The following is a 23,492-nucleotide window of genomic DNA, read 5'->3' on the forward strand; positions in this document are numbered from 1 at the left end:
CATGACCAGACTGGTGTCCCACAAGGTGCTCGGTGTCGCGTTCATCGGCGTGCTGTGCTTCCTGCTCTGGCTGACGTACGCGTTCTACGCCAAGGTCTTCACCGACACCGTCGAGGTGGAGCTGAAGACCAGCCACATCGGCCTGCAGTTGAACAAGCACGCCGACGTGAAGCTGCGCGGCATCATCGTCGGCGAGGTCCGCAGCGTGTCCACCGACGGCGACGAGGCGACCGTCGAGCTGTCCCTCAAGCCGGAGGAGATCGACGAGATCTCCAGCGCGGTCAGCGCCCGGATCCTGCCGAAGACGCTGTTCGGCGAGAAGTACGTCGCCTTGGTCCCGCCGACCGGCGCGCAGGGCCGGCACATCAAGGCCGGCGACGTGATCGCGCGGGACAGGACCGCGGTCGGCATCGAGATCGAGAAGGTGCTGAACGACGCCCTGCCGCTGCTGCAGGCGGTCGACCCGGCCGACCTGAACGCCACCCTGAACACCCTCGCGACCGCGCTCGAGGGCCGCGGCGCCGAGATCGCCGGCACGCTGACCCAGCTGGACGCATACCTGAAGAAGCTGAACCCGAACGTCCCGAAGCTGATGGCGGCGCTGACCAAGCTCACCCAGGTCTCCCAGCTGTACGGTGACGCCACGCCGGACCTCGTCCGCGCGCTGCGCAACCTGACCGTCACCGGGAACACCGTGGTGGAGAAGCAGATCCAGCTGCAGCAGTTCTTCGTCGACGTCCAGCGGCTGTCCTCGACCGGGAACACGTTCCTGAAGGAGAACGAGGACCGCGTGATCCGGCTCGGCGAGGTGAGCCGGCCGGTGCTTGACCTGCTGGAGCGGTACTCGCCGGAGTTTCCTTGCTTCCTCAAGGTGATGACCGACACCGCGCCGATCCTGAACGACACGTTCCGGGACGGCCGGCTGAACATCAACCTGGAGATCATCACCAACCAGCCGACGCCGTACGAGCCGAACGAACTCCCGGCGTACGACGACCACCGGGGGCCGACCTGCGTCGGGAAGAACTACAGCCACCCGGGGGAGAAGCCGGGTCCGTACACCCAGGAGAACCCGGCGCCGTACATCACCGGTGAGGACGGCGTGATCGGCGACCACAACAAGAACCAGCGCTTCCCGCTCAATCTCCAGCTGAACCGCGCGATGCCGGGCTTCGCGATGGACACCCAGGGCGTCGGCACCCCGGCTGAGCAGAAGGTCATCGACTCGGTCGTCGGCCCGGAGTTGGGCGTCGCGCCGGAGGACGTGCCGGACCTGACCACGCTGATGGTCGGGCCCCTGCTGCGCGGAGGCCAGGTGAACCTGAAGTGAAGATCCTGGACCGGAAGACCACCTTCGACACCGTGCGGCTGGCGATCTTCGTCGTCGTCACCACGATCGCGACCGCGCTGCTGGCGGTGACGATCGGGAACATCAGCTTCAACCCGACCACGAAGTACCGGGCCGTGTTCACCGACGCGGTCGGGCTGAACAAGGGCGACGACATCCGGATCGCGGGCGTGAAGGTCGGCCAGGTCGACAAGATCGCCCTCTATCAGACTGCTGCCGGTCAGAGTGGGTTGGCGATGGTGACGTTCAGCGTCGACTCCGACCAGGTCCTGGACGCCTCCACGCACGCGACGCTGCGGTACCGGAACCTGGTCGGCAACCGTTACATCGCGCTGACCGACGGCGTCGGCGGCGGTGAGCGGCTGAAGTCGAACGGCGTCATCCCGAAGGAGCGGACCACGCCGGCGCTGGACCTGTCGGTGCTGTTCAACGGGTTCAAGCCGCTGTTCACCGCGCTCACCCCGGCGGATGTGAACCAGTTCGCCTTCGAGGTGATCAAGGTGCTGCAGGGCGAGGGCGGCACGATCGAGTCGCTGCTGGCCCGGACCGCCTCGCTGACCACCACGCTGGCCGATGCCGACCAGGTGATCGGCGACCTGATCACCAACCTGACCTCGACGCTGCAGATCGTCTCGCAGCGGCAGCAGAACTTCTCCCAGCTGCTGGTGAACCTGCAGCAGTTCATCACCGGCCTGAGCCAGGACATCAACCCGATCCTGAACTCGGTCGGCTCGATCAACTCGCTGAACACCAAGACGGCCGGCCTGCTGCAGCAGACCCGGGTGCCGCTCAAGGCCGACCTGGACCGGCTCCGCACCGTCGCGTCCACGCTCGACGACACCCAGTCGATCTGGGTGAAGACGCTGCAGAACATGCCGGAGAAGCTGAACACGATGACCCGGACCGCGTCGTACGGCTCCTGGTTCAACTTCTACCTGTGCAACTTCGACGGGAACGTCACGCTGCCGACCGGCACCCGCATCCCGGTTGCCTACGACAACAACTCGGCGAGGTGCCAGAAGCCGTGAAGCCCTTCCGCGAACAGAACCAGGTGACCGTCGGCGTCATCGGCCTGACCGTGCTCGGGCTGATCATGCTGGCCGCGTTCAAGGCGCAGGACCTGCCGCTGATCGGCGGCGGGACCAAGTACTCCGCACAGTTCTCCGAGGCCGGCGGCCTGAAGCCGAACGACGAGATCCGGGTGGCCGGGGTCCGGGTCGGGCAGGTCCGCAAGGTCGAGCTGGAGGGCACGCACGTCCGGGTCGACTTCGTGGTGGACAAGGGCGTCAGGCTCGGCGACCAGACCGGCGCGGAGATGAAGATCAAGACGCTGCTCGGGCAGAAGTACCTCAAGCTGACTCCGGCCGGCGACGGTCAGCTGAAGGCCGGCGCCGAGATCCCGCTGGCCCGGACCATCTCGGCGTACGACGTCGTGGATGCCTTCAGCGATCTCGCGAACACCACCGAGCGGATCGACACCGCCCAGCTGGCCCGGGCCCTGGACACGCTGTCGACGACCTTCCAGAACACGCCCGAAGAGGTGCAGGCGTCGCTGACCGGCCTGTCCCGGCTGTCCCGGAACGTGGCCAAGCGCGACGAGCAGCTGAAGCTCCTGCTGCAACACTCGAACGTGGTCACCAAGGTCCTTGCCGACCGCAACCAGCAGCTGATCAAGCTGATGAAGGACGGCAACACCGTGTTCCAGGCCGTGCAGGCCCGGCGGGCGCTGATCCACCAGCTGCTGGTGTCGACCCAGAAGCTGTCCGCGCAGATCACCGCGCTGGTCCGGGAGAACCGCAAGGACCTGGCGCCGACGTTGCAGAAGGTGAACGCCGTACTGGCAGTGCTGCTGAAGAACCAGAACGACCTGGACGCCAGCATCAAGGGCCTGGCGCCGTTCGTCCGGGTCTTCACCAACACGCTCGGCACCGGGCCGTGGTTCGACGTCTACCTGCAGAACCTGGTCCCGGTCCCGGAGATCCCGGCGCCGGCGGTCCCGATTCCCGGGCTGCCGCCGATCCTGGGAGGTGGCGGCTGATGAAGATCCAGTCGTTGTCCCGGCTGGTCGCGATCGCTGTGGTCCTGGTGATCGTCGCGGTCAGCGTGATCTCGCTGTGGTCGAACCCCGAGCGGGTGAGCGCGACGGCGTACTTCCCGCGGGCGGTGTCGGTCTATCCCGGCTCCGACGTGCGGATCCTGGGCATCAAGGTCGGCGAGGTGGAGAGCGTCACCCCGGCCGGGCGGACCGTGCGGGTGAAGTTCTGGTGGGAGGCCAAGCACAAGGTGCCGGCCACCGCGAAGGCCGTGATCGCGGCGCCGTCGATTGTCGCCGACCGGTACCTGCAGCTCACGCCGGCGTACTCCAAGGGCGACGTGATGGCCGACGGCGCGGAGATCCCGATCGACCGGACCGCCGTACCGCTGGAGCTGGACCAGATCTACCAGAGCCTGAACGACCTGTCCGTGGCGCTAGGCCCGAAGGGCGCGAACGACCAGGGCGCACTGTCGCGGCTGCTCGACGTCTCGGCGAAGAACCTGAACGGCCAGGGCGCCAAGCTGAACCAGACCATCACCGACGTGTCCAAGCTGACCGGCACACTGGCGGGCAACTCGCAGAGCCTGTTCGCCACGATCCGCCAGCTGCAGACATTCGTGTCCGCGCTGGCCGCGAACGATCAGTTGGTCCGGCAGTTCAACACCAACTTCGCCGCCACCTCGACCACGCTGGCCGGTGAACGCCAGGACCTGGCCAAGGCGCTGTCGCTGCTGGCGACGGCCCTCGGCGAGGTCGCCACGTTCGTGAAGGACAACCGGGCGCTGCTGAAGACGACGATCTCCAGCGCCACCGACCTGTCGCAGATCCTGGTCAAGGAGAAGGCCGCGATCGCGGAGGTGCTGGACACTGCACCGCTCGGCCTCGGCAACCTGGCCCGGGTCTACAACCCGCAGTACGGGACGCTGGACCAGCGGCTGAACATGGCCCAGCTCGACGACCCGGCGGACTTCATCTGCTCGCTCCTGCGCCAGGTGAACCGGCCGATGTCGACCTGTACGGCGCTGAAGCCGGTCTTCGACGCCCTCGCCAAGCTGCCGTTGCTGAGCCAGCTCAGCGGCGGCGCCCCGGCCAGCGGTGGCCCGGCCGGTACGCCGTGGGCCGCACCGCCGGCCCCGAAGCTGTCGAGCCCAGACCCGGTCGACCCGACCCTGGGAGGCCTGGTCCGATGAGAGGCCGTACGACGATCGTCGCCGGACTGCTCGGCATGGCCATGTTGCTGACCGGGTGCGGGTTCAGCGTGTACTCGCTGCCGTTGCCGGGTGGCGCCAAGATCAAGGGGCCGTCGTACACGGTCACTGTCGAGTTCGCCGACGTCCTGGACCTGGTGCCGAAGTCGACGGTGAAGGTCGACGACGTCACCGTCGGCATGGTCGAGAAGGTCTGGCTGGACGGGTACGTCGCCAAGGTCCGGATCCGGCTGCCGAAGAGTCTGGAGCTCCCGGACAACGAGCTGGCCACGATCCGGCAGACCAGCCTGCTGGGCGAGAAGTTCGTCTCGCTGTCGCCGCCGACCGGGTCGGAGCAGCCGCGCGGAAAGCTCGACAACGGCGAGGTCATCCCGCTGTCGCGGACCACCAGCAACGTCGAGGTCGAAGAAGTCCTGTCCGCGCTCTCGCTGCTGCTGAACGGCGGCGGCGTGGCCCAGCTCCAGATCATCACCCAGGAGCTGAACAAGGCGCTGACCGGCAACGAGCCGGCCATCCGCAGCGTGCTCACCCAGCTGAACACGTTCGTCGGCACCCTGGACCAGAACAAGCAGCGGATCGTCACCGCGATCGCCGCCGTCGACGCGCTGGCCAAGAAGCTGAACGCGCAGAAGGCGACGCTGGCGACCGCGATCGACTCGCTGCCGAAGTCGATCGCGACCCTGGACAAGCAGCGCGCGGCCCTGGTGAAGACGCTGCAGGCGCTGGCGACCCTGGGCAACACGGCCACCCGGGTGATCACCGCGTCGCAGAAGGACCTGGTGGCCAACCTGCAGTCGCTGTACCCGATCCTGACCAAGCTGGCCCAGGCCGGGGAGGACCTGCCGAAGTCGCTCGAGCTGCTGTTCACCTACCCGTTCCCGGACGCCGCCGCGAAGGCCGTCCAGGGTGACTTCACCAACCTGGGCATCACACTGGACGTCAACACCCAGAAGGCCCTGCAGAGCCTGCTCGGCGTGAACCTGCCGACCGTAGGGCCGACGGCCGTCCCGACTGCCGGGCTGAGCATTCCGCTGCACAACCCGACCACGGGCGGCCTGCCGTCGCTGCCGGTGCCGACGGGCGCGGGGACGACGTGTACGACGGTCCTCGGCCTGCCGGTCTGCACGCCGACACTGAACCGCTCGGGCTTCGATCCCGAGCTGGCCAAGGTGCTGATGCCGGGGGTGGCGAAGTGATCACCAGAACGGTCCGGATCCAGTTGATGGTGTTCCTGCTGATCACCGTGGTCGGCGTCGCCTACGTCGGCGGCAAGTACGCCCAGATCGACAAGCTGCTGTTCGACGACGACTACACCGTCAGCGCCAGCTTCGCCGAGTCCGGCGGCATCTTCTCCGGCGCCGAGGTGACGTACCGCGGCCAGCCGGTCGGCCGGGTCGGGGACCTCGACCTGCTGTCCGACGGCGTTCAGGTGAACCTGCAGATCGACAAGGGCGTGAAGATCCCGAACGACCTGGTCGCAGTGGTCGCGAACCGGTCCGCGATCGGCGAGCAGTACGTCGACCTGCAGCCGCGTCGCGACGGCGGCCCGTACCTGCAGGACAACTCGCGGATCGCCCGCGAGGACACCGCGGTCCCGATCGACACCACCGAGCTGCTGCTGAACCTCGACCAGCTGGTGAACTCGGTCGACAAGGAGAGCCTGCGGACCACGGTGCGCGAGCTCGGCGCGGCGCTCAAGGGCCGCGGCACCGACCTGCAGCGGATCATCGACAACTCCGGCAAGTTGATCGACGACGCGGACGCGAACATCCTGCAGACGATCAAGCTGATCAACGACGGCGACACCGTGCTCGCCACCCAGGTGGCCAGCGGCGACGCGATCAAGACCTGGGCGAAGAACCTCGCCCTGCTGTCCGACACCCTGGTCAGCTCCGACGCGAACCTGCGCCAGGTGATCGACCAGGGCTCCGGCGCGTCGACCCAGGTCACAGCGCTGATCCAGGAGAACCGTGCGGACGTCGCGGTGCTGCTCGGTAACCTCCTGACGGTGAACGAGTTGACCGCGGTCCGGCTGGACGCCGTCGAGCAGCTGCTGGTGGTGTACCCGGCGGTGTCGATGGGCGGGTACGTCGTACCGGCCAAGGACAAGGGGACCGGGCACTACGACGCGCACTTCGGCCTGGTGCTCGGCCTCGACCCGGCCGCCTGCCGGGCCGGGTACGGCGGGACCGACAAGCGGATCCCGCAGGAGACCGCGAACAAGCCGGCCAACACCAAGGCCGCCTGCACCGCGAACCCGTCGTCCGGCGTGAACGTCCGCGGTGCCCAGAACAAGCCGAGCCCGTCCTCCCGCTCGCTGAACCGGACCGGGTACGGCGTCGGGTACGACCCGGCCACCGGAGTCGCGGGCGGCTCCGGCGGAATGCCGGAACTGGTGCTCGGCTCGACCGGCGGCCAGGCCGACCTGCTCGGCAGCGACTCCTGGAAAGCCCTCATCCTCGGACCGGTGACCGGCAAGTGACTGTAAGCAACTCCAAGCGCGGCCCGTTGATCCTGGCCTGGGCGCTCAGTGTCGTGCTGGTGGTCGCGCTGGCCGCCGCCACCCTCTCGATCGTCGCGCTGAACCGGCAGAGCGAGGACAAGACCGAGCGCGAAGGCGCGATGAAGGCGGCCCGGCAGCTGGCGCTCGACTTCACGACGTACGACTACAAGACCTGGGATGCCGACACCAAGCGGGTGCTGGACGACTCCACCGGGCAGTTCAAGCAGGAGTTCCAGGCCGGGCTGAACGTGGTGAAGGCCGAGGTGCAGACCAACAAGGCGACCTCCAAGGGTGACGTGAAGGAGGCCGCGGTGGTCTCGAACGACAAGGACTCCGCCCAGGTCCTGGTGATCGTGGACGCGGTGGTCACGAACACCGCCTCGACCCAGGGCGTGCAGCGCCGGTACCGGATCAAGCTGGACCTGGTCCGCGAGCAGGACCGCTGGCTGACCGCCGACCTGCAGGCGGTGGGCTGATGCCGGACCGTCCTCGCAGCCGCCCGCGCATCGCGGGTCAGCGCCGTACCCCAGCCGTCGAGGCGCCGGCCGTCGAAGCTCCGGCTGAAGTGACAACGAAGGCCCCGGAAACCGTCGAAGAGGAAGTGACCCCGACCACACTCGAGGCCCCAGACGCCCCTGAAGAGGTGGTCGAGGACGCCGTTTCGGCTACGGAAAGTGATGAAGAGAGTCGATCGCTGGGTGGTGCGCTGTCGGCGCTGCTCGGCGTCCTCGTAGTGCTGGTGCTCACCTTCGCGGCGGTGCTCGGCGTGAAGGCGTGGCAGGGCAAGCAGGCCGAGGACGCCCGCGACCAGGCCGCCGCGGCCGGGCGCAAGGCGGCCGAGACCGCGCTCAGCTACGACTACCGTGACCTGGACAAAAGCTTCTCCGCGGCGCGGGCGACGATGACCCCGGAGTTCGCCGGGAAGTTCGACGAGACCGCCAAGGTGGCCGGCGAGTTGGCCACCAAGACCAAGGCGACGGTCCGCGCCGAGGTCCGCGAGGTCGGGGTCCGCGACGGCAACGCCGACCGGGTCACGCTGATCATCTTCGTCAACCAGACAACGACCAGTAGGATCACGGAGGGTAAGCCCCGGGTCGATCTGAACCGGACCCGGTTCACGATGGTCCGAAACGGCGATCAATGGCTGGTCCAGGAGATCGCCGGACTGTAGTCTCTTTGTGACTCCGGACAGGACGTGCCGGGCGGCTCGCGGGCAAGGATCTTCTGCAGACCCGCTGGAGAACCCGGGTCGATCCTTGACGGAGTGGGTGGTCCGAAGGCATAGTATCGGGCCGCACTGGACAGGCTTGCCCTGATCGGGTAGCCTATTGCTTTGCGCTGCCTTTACCCCACCCTGGCTTCGGGTCTCGACTTGACTGGGGCGGTTCGGCGTGCGCTCCCAGCACCGAAGTGATTCTTTGCGAGCCCGTGGAAGGACGCCCCTTGGTCGCCTCGCGCAACCCCCAGTCCGACAGCATTTCCGACGTTTCCGGCTCCCGCCGCATCTCCTTCGCCAAGATTTCCGAGCCTCTCGAGGTTCCGGATCTGCTTGCGCTGCAGGTGGACAGTTTCGACTGGCTGGTCGGCAACGAAACCTGGCAGGCCCGGGTGGCCGCCGCCGAGGCCGAGGGCCGGTCGGACCTGTCCGGCCCCAGTGGCCTGGAAGAGATCTTCGAGGAGATCTCCCCGATCGAGGACTTCAGCGGCACCATGTCGCTGTCGTTCCGCGACCACCGCTTCGAGCCGCCGAAGAACACGGTCGACGAGTGCAAGGAGCGGGACGTCACCTACTCCGCGCCGCTGTTCGTCACGGCCGAGTTCATGAACAACGAGACCGGCGAGATCAAGAGCCAGACCGTCTTCATGGGTGACTTCCCGCTGATGACGCGCAAGGGCACCTTCGTGATCAACGGCACCGAGCGGGTCGTCGTGTCCCAGCTCGTCCGCTCGCCCGGTGTGTACTTCGAGCGCACGCCGGACAAGACCTCGGACAAGGACATCTTCACCGCCAAGGTGATCCCGTCGCGCGGCGCGTGGCTGGAGTTCGAGGTCGACAAGCGCGACATGGTCGGCGTCCGGCTCGACCGCAAGCGCAAGCAGAACGTCACCGTGCTGCTGAAGGCGCTCGGCTGGACCGACGCCCAGATCCTGGAGGAGTTCGGCGACTACGAGTCGATCCGGCTCACCCTGGAGAAGGACCACACCTCGGGCCAGGACGACGCGCTGCTCGACATCTACCGCAAGCTGCGTCCGGGCGAGCCGCCGACCCGCGAGGCCGCGCAGGCGCTGCTGGACAACTACTACTTCAACGGCAAGCGCTACGACCTGGCCAAGGTCGGCCGGTACAAGATCAACAAGAAGCTCGGCCGCGACGAGGCGCACGACACCGCGGTGCTGACGATCGACGACATCGTCGCCACGATCAAGTACCTGGTCGCGCTGCACGAGGGCAAGACCGAGCTGCCTGCCCCGACCGGTGAGATCGTGGTCGAGGAAGACGACATCGACCACTTCGGCAACCGCCGGCTGCGCACCGTCGGCGAGCTGATCCAGAACCAGCTCCGCACCGGCCTGGCCCGGATGGAGCGGGTGGTCCGGGAGCGGATGACGACCCAGGACGTCGAGGCGATCACGCCGCAGACCCTGATCAACATCCGTCCGGTGGTGGCGGCGCTGAAGGAGTTCTTCGGCACCTCCCAGCTGTCGCAGTTCATGGACCAGACCAACCCGGTCGCGGGCCTGACCCACAAGCGCCGGCTGAACGCGCTCGGCCCGGGTGGTCTGAGCCGCGAGCGGGCCGGCTTCGAGGTCCGCGACGTGCACCCGTCCCACTACGGCCGGATGTGCCCGATCGAGACCCCGGAAGGCCCGAACATCGGCCTGATCGGGTCGCTGGCCAGCTACGGCCGGGTGAACCCGTTCGGTTTCGTCGAGACGCCGTACCGCAAGGTCATCGACGGCCAGGTCACCGACCAGGTCGACTACCTGACCGCGGACGAGGAGGACCGGTTCGTCATCGCGCAGGCGAACGCCGCGCTGAACGACGAGAACCGGTTCGCCGAGGACCGGGTGCTGGTCCGCCGGCGGCACGGTGAGGTCGAGCTCGTGCTGACCGAGGACGTGGACTACATGGACGTCTCGCCGCGCCAGATGGTGTCGGTGGCGACCGCGATGATCCCGTTCCTCGAGCACGACGACGCCAACCGCGCGCTGATGGGCTCCAACATGCAGCGCCAGGCCGTTCCGCTGATCACCGCGGACGCGCCGCTGGTCGGCACCGGCATGGAGTACCGCGGTGCGGTCGACGCCGGTGACGTGGTCGTGGCCGACAAGGCCGGTGTGGTCAAGGAGGTCTCGGCCGACCTGATCGAGATCGCCGCCGACGACGGCACGTACCAGACCTACCGGCTGGCGAAGTTCCGCCGGTCGAACCAGGGCACCTGCATCAACCAGCGCCCGCTGGTCGACGCCGGGCAGCGGGTCGAGGTCAACTCGCCGCTGGCCGACGGTCCCTGCACCGACGAGGGCGAGATGGCGCTCGGCCGCAACCTGCTGGTCGCCTTCATGCCGTGGGAGGGCCACAACTACGAGGACGCGATCATCCTCAGCCAGCGCGTGGTCCAGCAGGACCTGCTGACCTCGATCCACATCGAGGAGCACGAGGTCGACGCCCGGGACACCAAGCTGGGTCCGGAGGAGATCACCCGGGACATCCCGAACGTCTCCGACGAGATGCTGGCCGACCTGGACGAGCGCGGCATCATCCGGATCGGCGCCGAGGTCACCACCGGTGACATCCTGGTCGGCAAGGTCACCCCGAAGGGCGAGACCGAGCTGACCCCGGAGGAGCGGCTGCTGCGCGCGATCTTCGGTGAGAAGGCCCGTGAGGTCCGCGACACCTCGCTGAAGGTTCCGCACGGCGAGAACGGCACCGTCATCGGCGTCCGCGTCTTCGACCGCGACAACGGCGACGAGCTGCCGCCGGGCGTGAACCAGCTGGTCCGCGTGTACGTCGCCCAGAAGCGGAAGATCTCGGTCGGCGACAAGCTGGCCGGCCGGCACGGCAACAAGGGCGTCATCTCCAAGATCCTGCCGGTCGAGGACATGCCGTTCCTCGAGGACGGCACCCAGGTCGACATCATCCTGAACCCGCTGGGCGTGCCCGGCCGGATGAACGTCGGCCAGGTGCTCGAGACCCACCTCGGCTGGGTCGCCAGCCGCGGCTGGGAGATCGACGGGGAGAACCAGGAGGAGTGGGCCCAGCGGCTGATCAAGATCGGCGCCGGCTCCGCCGCCCCGATGACGAATGTCGCCACCCCGGTCTTCGACGGCGCCAAGGAGGAGGAGGTCACCGGCCTGCTCGGCTCCACGCTGCCGAACCGCGACGGCGTCCGGATGGTCGACAGCACCGGCAAGGCCCGGCTGTTCGACGGCCGTTCGGGTGAGCCGTTCCCGGAGCCGATCGGTGTCGGCTACATGTACATGCTGAAGCTGCACCACCTGGTCGACGACAAGATCCACGCGCGTTCGACCGGTCCGTACTCGATGATCACCCAGCAGCCGCTGGGTGGTAAGGCCCAGTTCGGCGGTCAGCGGTTCGGCGAGATGGAGGTGTGGGCCCTGGAGGCCTACGGTGCCGCCTTCGCGCTGCAGGAACTGCTGACGATCAAGTCCGACGACGTGGTCGGCCGGGTCAAGGTGTACGAGGCGATCGTCAAGGGCGAGAACATCCCGGAGCCGGGTATCCCGGAGTCCTTCAAGGTTCTGGTCAAGGAAATGCAGTCCCTGTGTCTGAACGTGGAAGTGCTCTCGTCCGACGGAAGCCGGGTCGAGATGCGCGACAGCGAGGAGGACGTCTTCCGTGCCGCGGAGGAACTGGGCATCGACCTGTCCCGGCGCGAGCCGAACAGCGTTGAAGAGGTCTGAGCGGGTTGCCGCTTGAGATCAACACACAACTCACTCAGACCATCTTTACTATCGGGAGATAACACATCGTGCTCGACGTGAACTTCTTCGACGAGCTTCGGATCGGCCTGGCCACCGCGGACGAGATCCGTCAGTGGTCGCACGGCGAGGTCAAGAAGCCCGAGACGATCAACTACCGGACCCTCAAGCCCGAGCGTGACGGTCTGTTCTGCGAGAAGATCTTCGGTCCCACCCGGGACTGGGAGTGCTACTGCGGTAAGTACAAGCGCGTTCGCTTCAAGGGCATCATCTGCGAGCGGTGTGGCGTCGAGGTCACCCGCTCCAAGGTGCGCCGCGAGCGGATGGGCCACATCGAGCTGGCCGCGCCGGTCACCCACATCTGGTACTTCAAGGGTGTCCCGTCGCGGCTCGGCTACCTGCTCGACCTCGCCCCGAAGGACCTCGAGAAGGTCATCTACTTCGCGGCGTACATGATCACCGACGTCGACGAGGAGGCGCGGCACCGCGACCTGACCTCGCTCGAGGGCCGGGTGGACGTGGAGCGCAAGCAGCTCGAGAACCGTCGTGACAACGACATCGAGCAGCGGATGAAGAAGCTCGAGGAGGACCTGGCGCAGCTCGAGGCCGAGGGCGCCAAGGCCGACGTCCGCCGCAAGGTGAAGGAAGGCGCCGAGCGCGAGGTCAAGCAGCTGCGTGACCGCGCCCAGCGGGAGATCGACCGCCTCGACGAGGTCTGGACCCGGTTCAAGAACCTGAAGGTCCAGGACCTGGAGGGCGACGAGATCCTCTACCGCGCCATGAAGGAGCGGTTCGGCAAGTACTTCGAGGGCGCGATGGGCGCCGCCGCGATCCAGCGCCGGCTGGAGACCTTCGACCTGAAGGCCGAGGCGGACAACCTGCGCGAGACGATCAAGACCGGCAAGGGCCAGCGCAAGACCCGCGCCCTGAAGCGGCTCAAGGTCGTCACCGCGTTCCTGCAGACCAACAACAGCCCGATGGGCATGGTGCTGGACTGCGTCCCGGTGATCCCGCCGGACCTGCGCCCGATGGTCCAGCTCGACGGTGGCCGGTTCGCCACCTCGGACCTGAACGACCTGTACCGCCGCGTGATCAACCGGAACAACCGGCTCAAGCGACTGCTCGACCTGGGCGCGCCGGAGATCATCGTCAACAACGAGAAGCGGATGCTGCAGGAGGCCGTCGACGCGCTGTTCGACAACGGCCGCCGCGGCCGTCCGGTCACCGGCCCGGGCAACCGGCCGCTGAAGTCGCTGTCCGACATGCTCAAGGGCAAGCAGGGCCGCTTCCGGCAGAACCTGCTCGGCAAGCGCGTCGACTACTCCGGTCGTTCGGTGATCGTCGTCGGCCCGCAGCTGAAGCTGCACCAGTGCGGTCTGCCGAAGGCGATGGCGCTGGAGCTGTTCAAGCCGTTCGTGATGAAGCGGCTGGTCGACCTCAACCACGCGCAGAACATCAAGTCCGCCAAGCGGATGGTCGAGCGCCAGCGCGCCCAGGTCTGGGACGTGCTGGAAGAGGTCATCACCGAGCACCCGGTGCTGCTGAACCGTGCGCCCACCCTGCACCGGCTGGGTATCCAGGCGTTCGAGCCGCAGCTGATCGAGGGCAAGGCGATCCAGATCCACCCGCTCGTCTGCTCCGCGTTCAACGCGGACTTCGACGGTGACCAGATGGCGGTGCACCTGCCGCTGTCGGCCGAGGCGCAGGCCGAGGCCCGGATCCTGATGCTGTCGACGAACAACATCCTGAAGCCGGCCGACGGCCGTCCGGTCACGATGCCGACCCAGGACATGATCATCGGCATCTACTTCCTGACCATGCTGAAGGAGGGCGCGCTGGGCGAGGGCCGGGCGTTCAGCTCGGTGGCCGAGGCGCTGATGGCGTTCGACCGCAACGAGCTGTCGCTGCAGGCCAAGATCACGCTGCGCCTGGGCGAGGCCGCACTGCCGGCCGGTGCGACCGAGCTGGACGGCGGTGGGTTCTCGCTGGAGACCACGCTGGGCCGGGCGCTGTTCAACGAGACGCTGCCGGCGGACTACCCGTTCGTCGACGTCGAGGTGGGCAAGAAGCAGCTGGGCGGGATCGTCAACGACCTGGCCGAGCGGTACTCCAAGGTCCAGGTCGCCAACTGCCTGGACGCGCTGAAGGACCTCGGTTTCCGCTGGGCCACCCGGTCCGGTGTCACCGTGTCGATCGACGACTTCAGCACGCCGCCGTCCAAGCCGGAGATCATGGCCCGGTACGAGTCGCAGGCCGAGAAGGTCCAGAAGCAGTTCGAGCGAGGCCTGATCACCTCGTCCGAGCGGCGGCAGGAGCTGATCGAGATCTGGACCGGCGCCAACGCCGAGGTCGGCAAGGCGATGGAGGAGAACTTCGAGAAGGCCAACCCGATCTGGATGATGGTCCACTCGGGCGCCCGGGGCAACATGATGCAGATCCGGCAGATCGCCGGTATGCGTGGCCTGGTGGCCAACCCGAAGGGTGAGATCATCGCCCGGCCGATCAAGTCCAACTTCCGTGAGGGCCTGTCGGTGGTCGAGTACTTCATCGCCACCCACGGCGCCCGGAAGGGTCTGGCCGACACCGCGCTGCGGACCGCCGACTCGGGGTACCTGACCCGTCGTCTGGTGGACGTCTCGCAGGACGTGATCATCCGCGAGGAGGACTGCGGCACCGAGCGGGGCCTGCCGAAGAAGATCGGCGAGCCCGGTCCGGACGGCAAGGTCGTGCACGCGGAGAACGTCGAGACCAGCGCGTACGCGCGGACGCTGGCGACCGACGCGATCGGTCCGGACGGCAACGTCGTACTTGAGGCAGGCAGCGACCTGGGCGACGTCTCGATCGCCGTACTGGTCGAGGCCGGGCTGCAGGAGGTCAAGGTCCGCTCGGTGCTGACCTGCGACGCCAAGACCGGGACCTGCGCGAAGTGCTACGGCCGTTCGCTGGCGACCGGCAAGCCGGTCGACATCGGCGAGGCGGTCGGCATCATCGCGGCCCAGTCCATCGGTGAGCCGGGTACGCAGCTGACCATGCGTACCTTCCACACCGGTGGTGTCGCGGGTGATGACATCACCCACGGTCTGCCGCGTGTCGTCGAGCTGTTCGAGGCCCGGCAGCCCAAGGGCAAGGCGCCGATCTCCGAGGCGGCCGGCCGGATCTCGATCGAGGACACCGACAAGACCCGCAAGCTGGTGCTCACCCCGGACGACGGGGCCGAGGAGGTCGCCTACCCGGTGTCGAAGCGTGGCCGCCTGCTGATCGAGGAAGGTCAGCACGTCGAGGTCGGCCAGCAGCTGACGCAGGGTACGCCGGACCCGCAGGAGGTGCTGCGGATCCTCGGTGTGCGCAAGGCGCAGGAGCACCTGGTGGACGAGGTCCAGGAGGTGTACCGGTCGCAGGGTGTGGCCATCCACGACAAGCACATCGAGATCATCGTCCGGCAGATGCTGCGCCGGGTCACGGTGATCGAGTCGGGCGACGCCCAGCTGCTGCCGGGTGAGCTCGCGGACCGCATCATGTTCGAGGCGGAGAACCGCCGGGTGGTCGCCGAGGGCGGCACGCCGGCCTCGGGCCGTCCGGTGCTGATGGGGATCACCAAGGCCTCGCTGGCGACCGAGTCGTGGCTGTCGGCCGCCTCCTTCCAGGAGACGACCCGCGTCCTCACCGAGGCCGCGATCCACGGCAAGTCCGACTCGCTGGTCGGTCTGAAGGAGAACGTCATCATCGGCAAGCTGATCCCGGCAGGCACCGGCATGGACCGGTACCGCAACATCCGGGTGGAGCCCACCGAGGAGGCGAAGGCCGCGATGTACTCGATGGTCGGCTACGAGTCGTACGACTACGACTTCGGCCCGTCCACCGGTCAGTCGGTCCCGCTCGACGACTTCGACCTCGGTTCGTACCAGAACTGATTCGAGGCACCCCTGACCGGGGCGGTGGGGCGGGGAAGAAGCAATACCGCCGAGGGCGGCACTCCTGCGGGAGTGCCGCCCTTCGGCGTTTCCGGGGCTGGTACGACGGGTGCCGGAAAAGACACTCGGGGTGGCGGCTGAAAGTGTCCCTGTGATGCGCCAAGATTGGTCCATGACGGATCTCCCGGCCTACCTGCGGCCCTTCGTCCTGGGGGTGCTGGACGGCCCCGGCGTCCGGGTCGACCGGCTCGGCGAGATCGACTTCTACCGCCCGGCCGGAACCGCCCGGACCGGCGCGATTCTCTTTGTGCACGGGGGTCCTGGGCCCGCCGGTCTTGAGGTGTTGCCTCGCGAGTGGCCGGTGTACCGGGGTTATGCGACCGCTGCCGCCCGGCGTGGCGTGGTGGCCGCTGTCGTCGACCACAGCCTGATCCACGGCTTCGACCAGCTGGTCACCGCCGCGGACGAGGTGGAGGCTGCGATCGGCGTACTGCGATCCGACCCACGGGTCGACCCCGATCGGGTCGCCCTGTGGTTCTTCTCCGGCGCCGGACTGCTGGCAGGGGAGTGGCTGGACAGCCGCCCCGACTGGCTGCGTTGCGTCGCCCTGACCTATCCCCTGCTCGCCACCCCGCCCGGTGTCGAAGAACTGGTCAATGCCGCCGAAGTGATCGGCAAACACGACCGGGGCGGTGGGGTGGGGAAAGAATCAAGCAGAGATCTGCCGGTACTGCTGACGAGGGCTGGACTCGAGCTGGAGGAGCTCGCCGGTCCGGTCGCGGAGTTCGTCTCCGCCGGTGGTACCGCGCTGGACATCATCGACGTACCGAAAGGGCACCACGGGTTCGACATGCTCGACCACACCGAAGAATCACGCGCCGCGGTCACCAAGGCCCTGGACTGGGCGATAGCCCACCTGGGTGAGGAGCCGGACGGCCAGAACAAGCTCCTCGTTCCTCCTCCTCCCGCCAAGCCGACCACCCGGCGTACGACGTCCGCCGCCAAGCCCACCGTGACCGCCAAGGCAGCCAAGGCGCCCGCTGACCCCGCCAGTCAGCCGAAGCCCAGCCCTGCACCGGCCCCGGCAGCCCCCACGGCGGCTCCTGCCGCACCCCCGACTCCCGAGCCCACTCCCAGCCCGGCCGCCGCACCTGCGGCCACACCGCTGGCCAGCGTGGCCGCCGCCACCGTCGCGGCTGCCACGGTGGACACTCCCGCAGCTCGCGTGGTCGCCCGCGAGCACTCCGCCTACGCCGCCCATGACCTGGAGGCGTTCCTGGCGATGTACTCGCCGACCGCGCGGATCGAGCTGGCCGACGGCAGCGAGCTGAAGGGCCGGCGGTTCCTCCGTGAGTACTACCGGCCACGCTTCGACGCCGGCCGGGCCAAGACCGAGGTGGTGCAGAAGCTGATGCTCGGCGAGTGGGTGGTCGAGCACGTCCTGGCCTACGACTCCGGCGAGCCGATCCCGATGATCGCGATGTACCGGGTGACCGACGGGCTGATCGCCGAAGTCCAGTTCCGGATCTGAGCCGTTGTCCATGCCCATCGCCCACCTGGTCGAGTTCGAGCGGACGGCCGCGGAGCTCGCGGCCGTCCTGGACAGCGTCGACCCGGCCGCGGCCGTGCCCGGCTGCCCCGGCTGGACGTTGGCCGACCTGGCGTTGCATGTCGGTTCCGGCCAGCGCTGGGCCGCGTCGATCCTGCTGAGCGGCACCCGGCAGAAGGTCCCGGAGGTGCTCCGGACGACGGTCTCCTGGGCCGACTGGTATGCCGGCACCACCGCTGCGCTGGCCGCCGCGATCCGGGCCGTCGACCTGGACGAACCGTGCTGGAACTTCGCACCGGTCGAGCAGCGCGCCGGATTCTGGTCGCGTCGGCGGATGCATGAGACGGTCATCCACCTCGTGGACGCCGTTCAGGCCGGCGCTGCTCCGGACCAGCGGGCGGCCAGTGGTCTTACCGCCGTACCTGCGAAGCTCGCGGCCGACGGGGTGGACGAGGTGTTCGGGGTGTTCCTGCCCCGGATGCTGGCCCGTGGCTTCGACCCGGTGGTCACCCGGCAGGTCGGCGTCCGGGCGACCGACACGGGTGACGAATGGACGCTGAGCCCTGTCCCAGAAGGAGATCGGCCGAAGGTCGAGCGGGGCAAGGCGACCGGCGCGGCAGTCCTCTCGGGGACCGCGGCCGAGCTTGACCTGTGCCTGTGGAAACGCTTGCCGGCCACTGTTCTGACGGTCGAGGGGGACCCTGCGGTGGCAGCCGCTTTCCTCTCCGGAAAGGCCACTCCGTAGACCCTGTAAACTGGAGGAGCGGAAGGGCTTCGGTACGGGGCGGTTACTCATTTTGACCGTGCTTGAGGCAGCCGCTAGTCTTAACGATCGTGCCCGGGTCATCCTGGGCCGTCATGCGTGCCCCTCGTCGAACGGGTCTGCGCGCGTGGCACGGGACTCCCGCCGACAGTCTGGAAGATCAGGCTTTCGGTGCGCCCGTGAACACGCGACACACCCGACCGCGGGGGTCAGGCGAACGCAGCAGAAGAAAGCCGGACGACAGAAAGAGACCTACGCGGTGCCCACCATTCAGCAGCTGGTCCGCAAGGGCCGCCAGGACAAGGTGTCCAAGAACAAGACGCCGGCCCTGAAGGGTTCCCCTCAGCGTCGCGGTGTGTGCACGCGCGTCTACACCACCACGCCGAAGAAGCCGAACTCGGCCCTTCGTAAGGTCGCGCGTGTCCGCCTGACCAGCGGCATCGAGGTCACCGCGTACATCCCCGGCGTCGGCCACAACCTGCAGGAGCACTCGATCGTGCTCGTGCGTGGCGGTCGTGTGAAGGACCTGCCCGGTGTCCGGTACAAGATCATCCGCGGTTCGCTCGACACCCAGGGTGTGAAGAACCGGAAGCAGGCCCGCAGCCGTTACGGCGCGAAGAAGGAGAAGAGCTAATGCCGCGCAAGGGTCCCGCCCCGAAGCGGCCGGTCATCATCGACCCGGTCTACAGTTCGCCGCTCGTCACCCAGTTGATCTCCAAGATCCTGGTCGACGGCAAGAAGCAGATCGCGCAGAGCATCGTCTACAGCGCGCTCGAGGGCACCCGCACGAAGACCGGCACCGACCCGGTCATCACGCTGAAGCGTGCGCTCGACAACGTGAAGCCGAGCATCGAGGTGAAGAGCCGCCGGGTCGGTGGCGCCACCTACCAGGTGCCGATCGAGGTCAAGCCGGGCCGCTCCACCACGCTGGCCCTGCGCTGGCTGACGACCTACTCCCGGGCCCGTCGCGAGAAGACGATGGCCGACCGCCTGATGAACGAGATCCTGGACGCCTCCAACGGCCTGGGAGCCTCGGTCAAGCGCCGCGAGGACACGCACAAGATGGCCGAAGCCAACAAGGCTTTCGCCCACTACCGCTGGTGATCCGGGGTCCGATCCGGACCCCAGCGCTCACCCTTTTGACGCAGTACAGAATCGAGAGGTAGACCACCGAGGTGGCCGTACAAATCACCACCGACCTGGCCAAGGTCCGCAACATCGGGATCATGGCTCACATCGACGCCGGCAAGACGACGACGACCGAGCGGATCCTCTTCTACACCGGTATCACCTACAAGATCGGTGAGGTCCACGAGGGCGCCGCCACGATGGACTGGATGGAGCAGGAGCAGGAGCGCGGCATCACGATCACGTCCGCCGCGACGACCTGCACCTGGAAAGACCACACCATCAACATCATCGACACCCCGGGCCACGTCGACTTCACCGTCGAGGTGGAGCGCTCGCTGCGCGTGCTCGACGGCGCCGTCGCGGTCTTCGACGGTGTCGCCGGTGTGGAGCCGCAGTCCGAGACCGTCTGGCGTCAGGCGGACCGGTACGGCGTGCCCCGGATCTGCTTCGTCAACAAGCTGGACCGCACCGGCGCGGAGTTCATGCGCTGCGTCGACATGATCAAGGACCGCCTCGCCGCGGTGCCGCTGGTCATGCAGCTGCCGATCGGCGCCGAGGCCGACTTCATCGGTGTCGTCGACCTGGTCGGGATGCGCGCGCTGACCTGGCGCGGCGAGACCAAGATCGGTGAGGACTACACGGTCGAGGAGATCCCGGCCACCCACACCGAGCTGGCCGCCGAGTGGCGCGACAAGCTGATCGAGACCGTGGCCGAGGCCGACGACGAGATCATGGAGCTGTACCTGGAGGGCGAGGAGCCGACCCAGGAGCAGCTGGTGGCCGCCGTCCGCCGGGCGACCCTGGCCAGCAAGCTGACCCCGGTCCTGACCGGTACGGCGTTCAAGAACAAGGGCGTTCAGCCGCTGCTGGACGCGGTCAACGCCTACCTGCCGAGCCCGATCGACGTGCCGGCCATCGAGGGCCACGACGTCAAGGACGCCGAGCAGGTCGTGCTGCGCAAGCCGGACGACAGCGAGCCGTTCTCGGCGCTGGCGTTCAAGATCGCGGCCGACCCGCACCTGGGCAAGCTGACCTTCATCCGGGTCTACTCGGGCAAGCTCGAGACCGGCACGCAGGTGCTGAACCCGACGAAGGGCCGCAAGGAGCGGATCGGCAAGATCTACCGGATGCACGCGAACAAGCGTGAGGAGATCGCGTCGATCGGCGCCGGCCACATCGTTGCCGTGATGGGCCTGAAGGACACCACCACCGGTGAGACCCTGGCCGACGCGGCGCACCCGGTCGTGCTGGAGTCGATGCAGTTCCCGGCCCCGGTCATCTCGGTCGCCATCGAGCCCAAGTCGAAGGCCGACCAGGAGAAGCTGGGCGTCGCGATCCAGCGGCTCGCCGAGGAGGACCCGACCTTCCAGGTCCGGACCGACGAGGACACCGGCCAGACCATCATCGCCGGTATGGGCGAGCTGCACCTCGAGGTGCTGGTCGACCGGATGAAGCGTGAGTTCCGCGTCGAGGCGAACGTCGGCAAGCCGCAGGTCGCCTACCGCGAGACCATCAAGAAGAAGGTCGAGAAGGTCGACTACACGCACAAGAAGCAGACCGGTGGTTCGGGTCAGTTCGCGCGCGTGATCATCGACATCGAGCCGACCTCGGTCGAGGCCGGCGGCGACGGCGGCTACGAGTTCGTCAACTCCGTCACCGGTGGCCGGATCCCGCGGGAGTACATCCCGTCGGTGGACGAGGGCGCTCAGGAGGCGATGGAGTTCGGCGTACTGGCCGGCTACCCGATGGTGGACGTCAAGGTGACGCTGCAGGACGGCGCCTACCACGACGTCGACTCCTCCGAGCTCGCCTTCAAGATCGCCGGGTCGATGGCCTTCAAGGATGCCGCCCGCCGGGCGAATCCGGTCATCCTCGAGCCGATGTTCGCGGTCGAGGTCACCACCCCTGAGGACTACATGGGTGAAGTGATCGGCGACCTCAACTCTCGCCGCGGCCAGATCCAGTCGATGGACGAAGGCCCCGGTGGCAGCCGGGTCGTCAAGGCCCTGGTGCCGTTGTCGGAGATGTTCGGGTATGTCGGTGACCTGCGTTCCAAGACGCAGGGCCGCGCGTCCTACTCGATGCAGTTCGATTCCTACGCCGAGGTTCCGAAGAACGTGGCGGAAGAGATCATCAAGAAGGCCCGGGGCGAGTAGTCTCTCGCTCCTGACCACCACACCCCAAGCGCGTCGGCGTACGGCGTAGTCAACATTTATCTAGGAGGGCCCCAGTGGCGAAGGCGAAGTTCGAGCGGACTAAGCCGCACGTCAACATCGGCACCATCGGTCACATCGACCACGGTAAGACCACTCTTACCGCGGCGATCACCAAGGTGCTGCACGACAAGTACCCGAACCTCAACGAGGCGTCGGCCTTCGATCAGATCGACAAGGCGCCCGAAGAGCGTCAGCGCGGTATCACCATCTCGATCGCGCACGTCGAGTACCAGACCGAGGCCCGGCACTACGCCCACGTCGACTGCCCGGGTCACGCGGACTACATCAAGAACATGATCACCGGTGCGGCCCAGATGGACGGCGCGATCCTGGTCGTCGCCGCCACCGACGGCCCGATGCCGCAGACGCGTGAGCACGTGCTGCTCGCCCGTCAGGTCGGCGTGCCGGCCATGGTCGTCGCGCTGAACAAGTGCGACATGGTCGACGACGAGGAGATCCTGGAGCTCGTCGAGCTCGAGGTCCGCGAGCTGCTCTCGGAGCAGGAGTTCGACGGCGACAACGCGCCGATCGTCCGGGTCGCCGCTCACCCGGCGCTGCAGGGCGACGCCAAGTGGGGCGAGTCGATCGTCGAGCTGATGGACGCGGTCGACTCCTACATCCCGCAGCCGGAGCGCGAGGTCGACAAGCCGTTCCTGATGCCGGTGGAGGACGTCTTCACCATCACGGGTCGCGGCACGGTCATCACCGGCCGGATCGAGCGCGGTGTCGTCAAGATCAACGAGACCGTCGACATCGTCGGCATCCGTCCGGAGAAGCAGACCACCACGGTCACCGGCATCGAGATGTTCCGCAAGCTGCTGGACGAGGGCCAGGCCGGTGAGAACGTCGGTCTGCTGCTTCGTGGCACGAAGCGCGAGGACGTCGAGCGCGGCATGGTCGTCATCAAGCCGGGCACCACGACCCCGCACACCAACTTCGACGCGTCGGTCTACATCCTGTCGAAGGAGGAGGGCGGCCGTCACACGCCGTTCTTCCAGAACTACCGGCCCCAGTTCTACTTCCGCACCACGGACGTCACCGGCGTCGTCACGCTGCCCGAGGGCACCGAGATGGTCATGCCGGGCGACAACACCGACATGTCGGTCGAGCTGATCCAGCCGATCGCCATGGAAGAGGGTCTGAAGTTCGCGATCCGCGAAGGCGGCCGCACCGTCGGCGCCGGCCGGGTCACCAAGATCATCAAGTGATCTCACGAGGTCCGCGAGGGCTCGCACGCTGAGCCCCCGCGGACCTCTGCTTTGCGCCCGATCCGGCGCTCAGGTGGGCCGGATCAGGCGTGAGGCCACCCGATTGGCGTTCCGGCGCCGATCTCTGGCACAATATTCAGGTTGCTCAGGCGAGGCCGCCGGGGTGCGCCACGGACTCTCTCGGGTCTGGCGGGTGCGCCGGACCGGAGACCATGCCGAGGTTCCGGTCCGAGACCGGGCCCCGATCTCCATCCCAGGTCGAAGAAGCGGTGAGTCACGCGCGCGCCGCGTCCGCGACACACCCGACCGCGGGGGTCGGAGCAACGCAGACGTTGACGATAGAGAAGGACGAAGCGAAGCGATGGCGGGACAGAAGATCCGCATCCGGCTGAAGGCCTACGACCACGAGGTCATCGACAGCTCGGCGCGCAAGATTGTCGACACGGTGACGCGTACTGGTGCGAAGGTTGCTGGCCCGGTGCCGTTGCCGACGGAAAAGAACGTGTTCTGCGTCATCCGCTCGCCGCACAAGTACAAGGACAGCCGCGAGCACTTCGAGATGCGCACCCACAAGCGGCTCATCGACATCATCGACCCCACGCCGAAGACCGTCGACTCGCTGATGCGGCTCGACCTGCCGGCCGGTGTCGACATCGAGATCAAGCTCTGAGGGACG

At 67.5% G+C, this 23,492-nt stretch carries 17 protein-coding genes; all 17 read left to right on the forward strand.

The window, feature by feature from the left end; translation table 11 throughout:
* The first annotated feature begins 1 nt into the window (after nucleotide 1).
* The 17 genes from ACIBGM_RS28025 (at nucleotide 2) to rpsJ (ending at nucleotide 23,486) form a co-directional block, all read left to right on the forward strand.
* Complete coding sequence (locus ACIBGM_RS28025; RefSeq protein WP_396387207.1) at nucleotides 2-1,330, forward strand: MCE family protein; 1,329 nt, start codon at nucleotides 2-4, stop codon at nucleotides 1,328-1,330.
* Nucleotides 1,327-2,376, forward strand: a complete 1,050-nt coding sequence (locus ACIBGM_RS28030; RefSeq protein WP_396387208.1) for an MCE family protein — start codon at nucleotides 1,327-1,329, stop codon at nucleotides 2,374-2,376. The genes ACIBGM_RS28025 and ACIBGM_RS28030 overlap by 4 nt, the downstream gene beginning before the upstream one ends.
* Nucleotides 2,373-3,386 carry an MCE family protein gene (locus ACIBGM_RS28035; RefSeq protein WP_396387209.1) on the forward strand — a complete coding sequence of 338 codons (1,014 nt, stop codon included), beginning with the start codon at nucleotides 2,373-2,375 and terminating at the stop codon, nucleotides 3,384-3,386. The genes ACIBGM_RS28030 and ACIBGM_RS28035 overlap by 4 nt, the downstream gene beginning before the upstream one ends.
* Nucleotides 3,386-4,573, forward strand: coding sequence for an MCE family protein (locus tag ACIBGM_RS28040; protein WP_396387210.1), 1,188 nt, complete (start codon nucleotides 3,386-3,388; stop codon nucleotides 4,571-4,573). The genes ACIBGM_RS28035 and ACIBGM_RS28040 overlap by 1 nt, the downstream gene beginning before the upstream one ends.
* On the forward strand, nucleotides 4,570-5,787 hold the full coding sequence (locus ACIBGM_RS28045) for an MCE family protein (RefSeq protein ID WP_396387211.1): 1,218 nt from the start codon (nucleotides 4,570-4,572) through the stop codon (nucleotides 5,785-5,787). The genes ACIBGM_RS28040 and ACIBGM_RS28045 overlap by 4 nt, the downstream gene beginning before the upstream one ends.
* Nucleotides 5,784-7,073, forward strand: coding sequence for an MlaD family protein (locus ACIBGM_RS28050; protein WP_360527698.1), 1,290 nt, complete (start codon nucleotides 5,784-5,786; stop codon nucleotides 7,071-7,073). The genes ACIBGM_RS28045 and ACIBGM_RS28050 overlap by 4 nt, the downstream gene beginning before the upstream one ends.
* Nucleotides 7,070-7,570: a hypothetical protein gene (locus tag ACIBGM_RS28055; RefSeq protein WP_360527701.1), complete on the forward strand. Its 501-nt coding sequence runs from the start codon at nucleotides 7,070-7,072 to the stop codon at nucleotides 7,568-7,570. The genes ACIBGM_RS28050 and ACIBGM_RS28055 overlap by 4 nt, the downstream gene beginning before the upstream one ends.
* A complete protein-coding gene (locus ACIBGM_RS28060) occupies nucleotides 7,570-8,265 on the forward strand; it encodes a hypothetical protein (protein ID WP_360527704.1) in 696 nt (231 codons plus the stop codon). The genes ACIBGM_RS28055 and ACIBGM_RS28060 overlap by 1 nt, the downstream gene beginning before the upstream one ends.
* A 272-nt stretch (nucleotides 8,266-8,537) precedes the next feature.
* The gene (gene rpoB / locus ACIBGM_RS28065; RefSeq protein ID WP_360527707.1) at nucleotides 8,538-12,020 is read left to right on the forward strand and encodes a DNA-directed RNA polymerase subunit beta; all 3,483 of its coding nucleotides are present in this window, start codon (nucleotides 8,538-8,540) and stop codon (nucleotides 12,018-12,020) included.
* 68 nt (nucleotides 12,021-12,088) lie between these two features.
* Entirely contained in the window at nucleotides 12,089-15,949 is a 3,861-nt protein-coding gene (locus tag ACIBGM_RS28070) for a DNA-directed RNA polymerase subunit beta' (RefSeq protein ID WP_396387212.1), read from the forward strand.
* A gap of 172 nt (nucleotides 15,950-16,121) precedes the next feature.
* Nucleotides 16,122-17,480 carry a nuclear transport factor 2 family protein gene (locus ACIBGM_RS28075; RefSeq protein ID WP_396387213.1) on the forward strand — a complete coding sequence of 453 codons (1,359 nt, stop codon included), beginning with the start codon at nucleotides 16,122-16,124 and terminating at the stop codon, nucleotides 17,478-17,480.
* 10 nt (nucleotides 17,481-17,490) lie between these two features.
* Complete coding sequence (locus ACIBGM_RS28080; protein WP_396387214.1) at nucleotides 17,491-18,243, forward strand: maleylpyruvate isomerase N-terminal domain-containing protein; 753 nt, start codon at nucleotides 17,491-17,493, stop codon at nucleotides 18,241-18,243.
* A gap of 277 nt (nucleotides 18,244-18,520) precedes the next feature.
* The gene (rpsL, locus tag ACIBGM_RS28085) at nucleotides 18,521-18,895 is read left to right on the forward strand and encodes a 30S ribosomal protein S12 (RefSeq protein WP_012923692.1); all 375 of its coding nucleotides are present in this window, start codon (nucleotides 18,521-18,523) and stop codon (nucleotides 18,893-18,895) included.
* On the forward strand, nucleotides 18,895-19,365 hold the full coding sequence (gene rpsG, locus ACIBGM_RS28090) for a 30S ribosomal protein S7 (protein ID WP_396387215.1): 471 nt from the start codon (nucleotides 18,895-18,897) through the stop codon (nucleotides 19,363-19,365). Before rpsL ends, rpsG begins: the two co-directional genes overlap by 1 nt.
* Before the next feature lie 122 nt (nucleotides 19,366-19,487).
* Nucleotides 19,488-21,548 carry an elongation factor G gene (gene fusA, locus ACIBGM_RS28095; protein WP_396387331.1) on the forward strand — a complete coding sequence of 687 codons (2,061 nt, stop codon included), beginning with the start codon at nucleotides 19,488-19,490 and terminating at the stop codon, nucleotides 21,546-21,548.
* A gap of 74 nt (nucleotides 21,549-21,622) precedes the next feature.
* Nucleotides 21,623-22,816 carry an elongation factor Tu gene (gene tuf, locus ACIBGM_RS28100; RefSeq protein WP_360527725.1) on the forward strand — a complete coding sequence of 398 codons (1,194 nt, stop codon included), beginning with the start codon at nucleotides 21,623-21,625 and terminating at the stop codon, nucleotides 22,814-22,816.
* 361 nt (nucleotides 22,817-23,177) lie between these two features.
* A complete protein-coding gene (gene rpsJ, locus ACIBGM_RS28105) occupies nucleotides 23,178-23,486 on the forward strand; it encodes a 30S ribosomal protein S10 (protein ID WP_012923688.1) in 309 nt (102 codons plus the stop codon).
* The last annotated feature ends 6 nt before the right edge of the window (nucleotides 23,487-23,492 follow it).

The sequence above is a fragment of the Kribbella sp. NPDC050470 genome, assembly GCF_044458365.1.
GTDB lineage: Bacteria > Actinomycetota > Actinomycetes > Propionibacteriales > Kribbellaceae > Kribbella.

Coding starts and splice junctions, on each gene's coding strand:
- ACIBGM_RS28025 (WP_396387207.1), top strand. CDS start 2: ATGACCAGACTGGTGTCCCACAAGGTGCTCGGTGTCGCGTTCATCGGC.
- ACIBGM_RS28040 (WP_396387210.1), top strand. CDS start 3,386: ATGAAGATCCAGTCGTTGTCCCGGCTGGTCGCGATCGCTGTGGTCCTG.
- ACIBGM_RS28045 (WP_396387211.1), top strand. CDS start 4,570: ATGAGAGGCCGTACGACGATCGTCGCCGGACTGCTCGGCATGGCCATG.
- ACIBGM_RS28060 (WP_360527704.1), top strand. CDS start 7,570: ATGCCGGACCGTCCTCGCAGCCGCCCGCGCATCGCGGGTCAGCGCCGT.
- ACIBGM_RS28075 (WP_396387213.1), top strand. CDS start 16,122: ATGACGGATCTCCCGGCCTACCTGCGGCCCTTCGTCCTGGGGGTGCTG.
- ACIBGM_RS28080 (WP_396387214.1), top strand. CDS start 17,491: ATGCCCATCGCCCACCTGGTCGAGTTCGAGCGGACGGCCGCGGAGCTC.
- rpsG (WP_396387215.1), top strand. CDS start 18,895: ATGCCGCGCAAGGGTCCCGCCCCGAAGCGGCCGGTCATCATCGACCCG.
- fusA (WP_396387331.1), top strand. CDS start 19,488: ATGGCTCACATCGACGCCGGCAAGACGACGACGACCGAGCGGATCCTC.
- rpsJ (WP_012923688.1), top strand. CDS start 23,178: ATGGCGGGACAGAAGATCCGCATCCGGCTGAAGGCCTACGACCACGAG.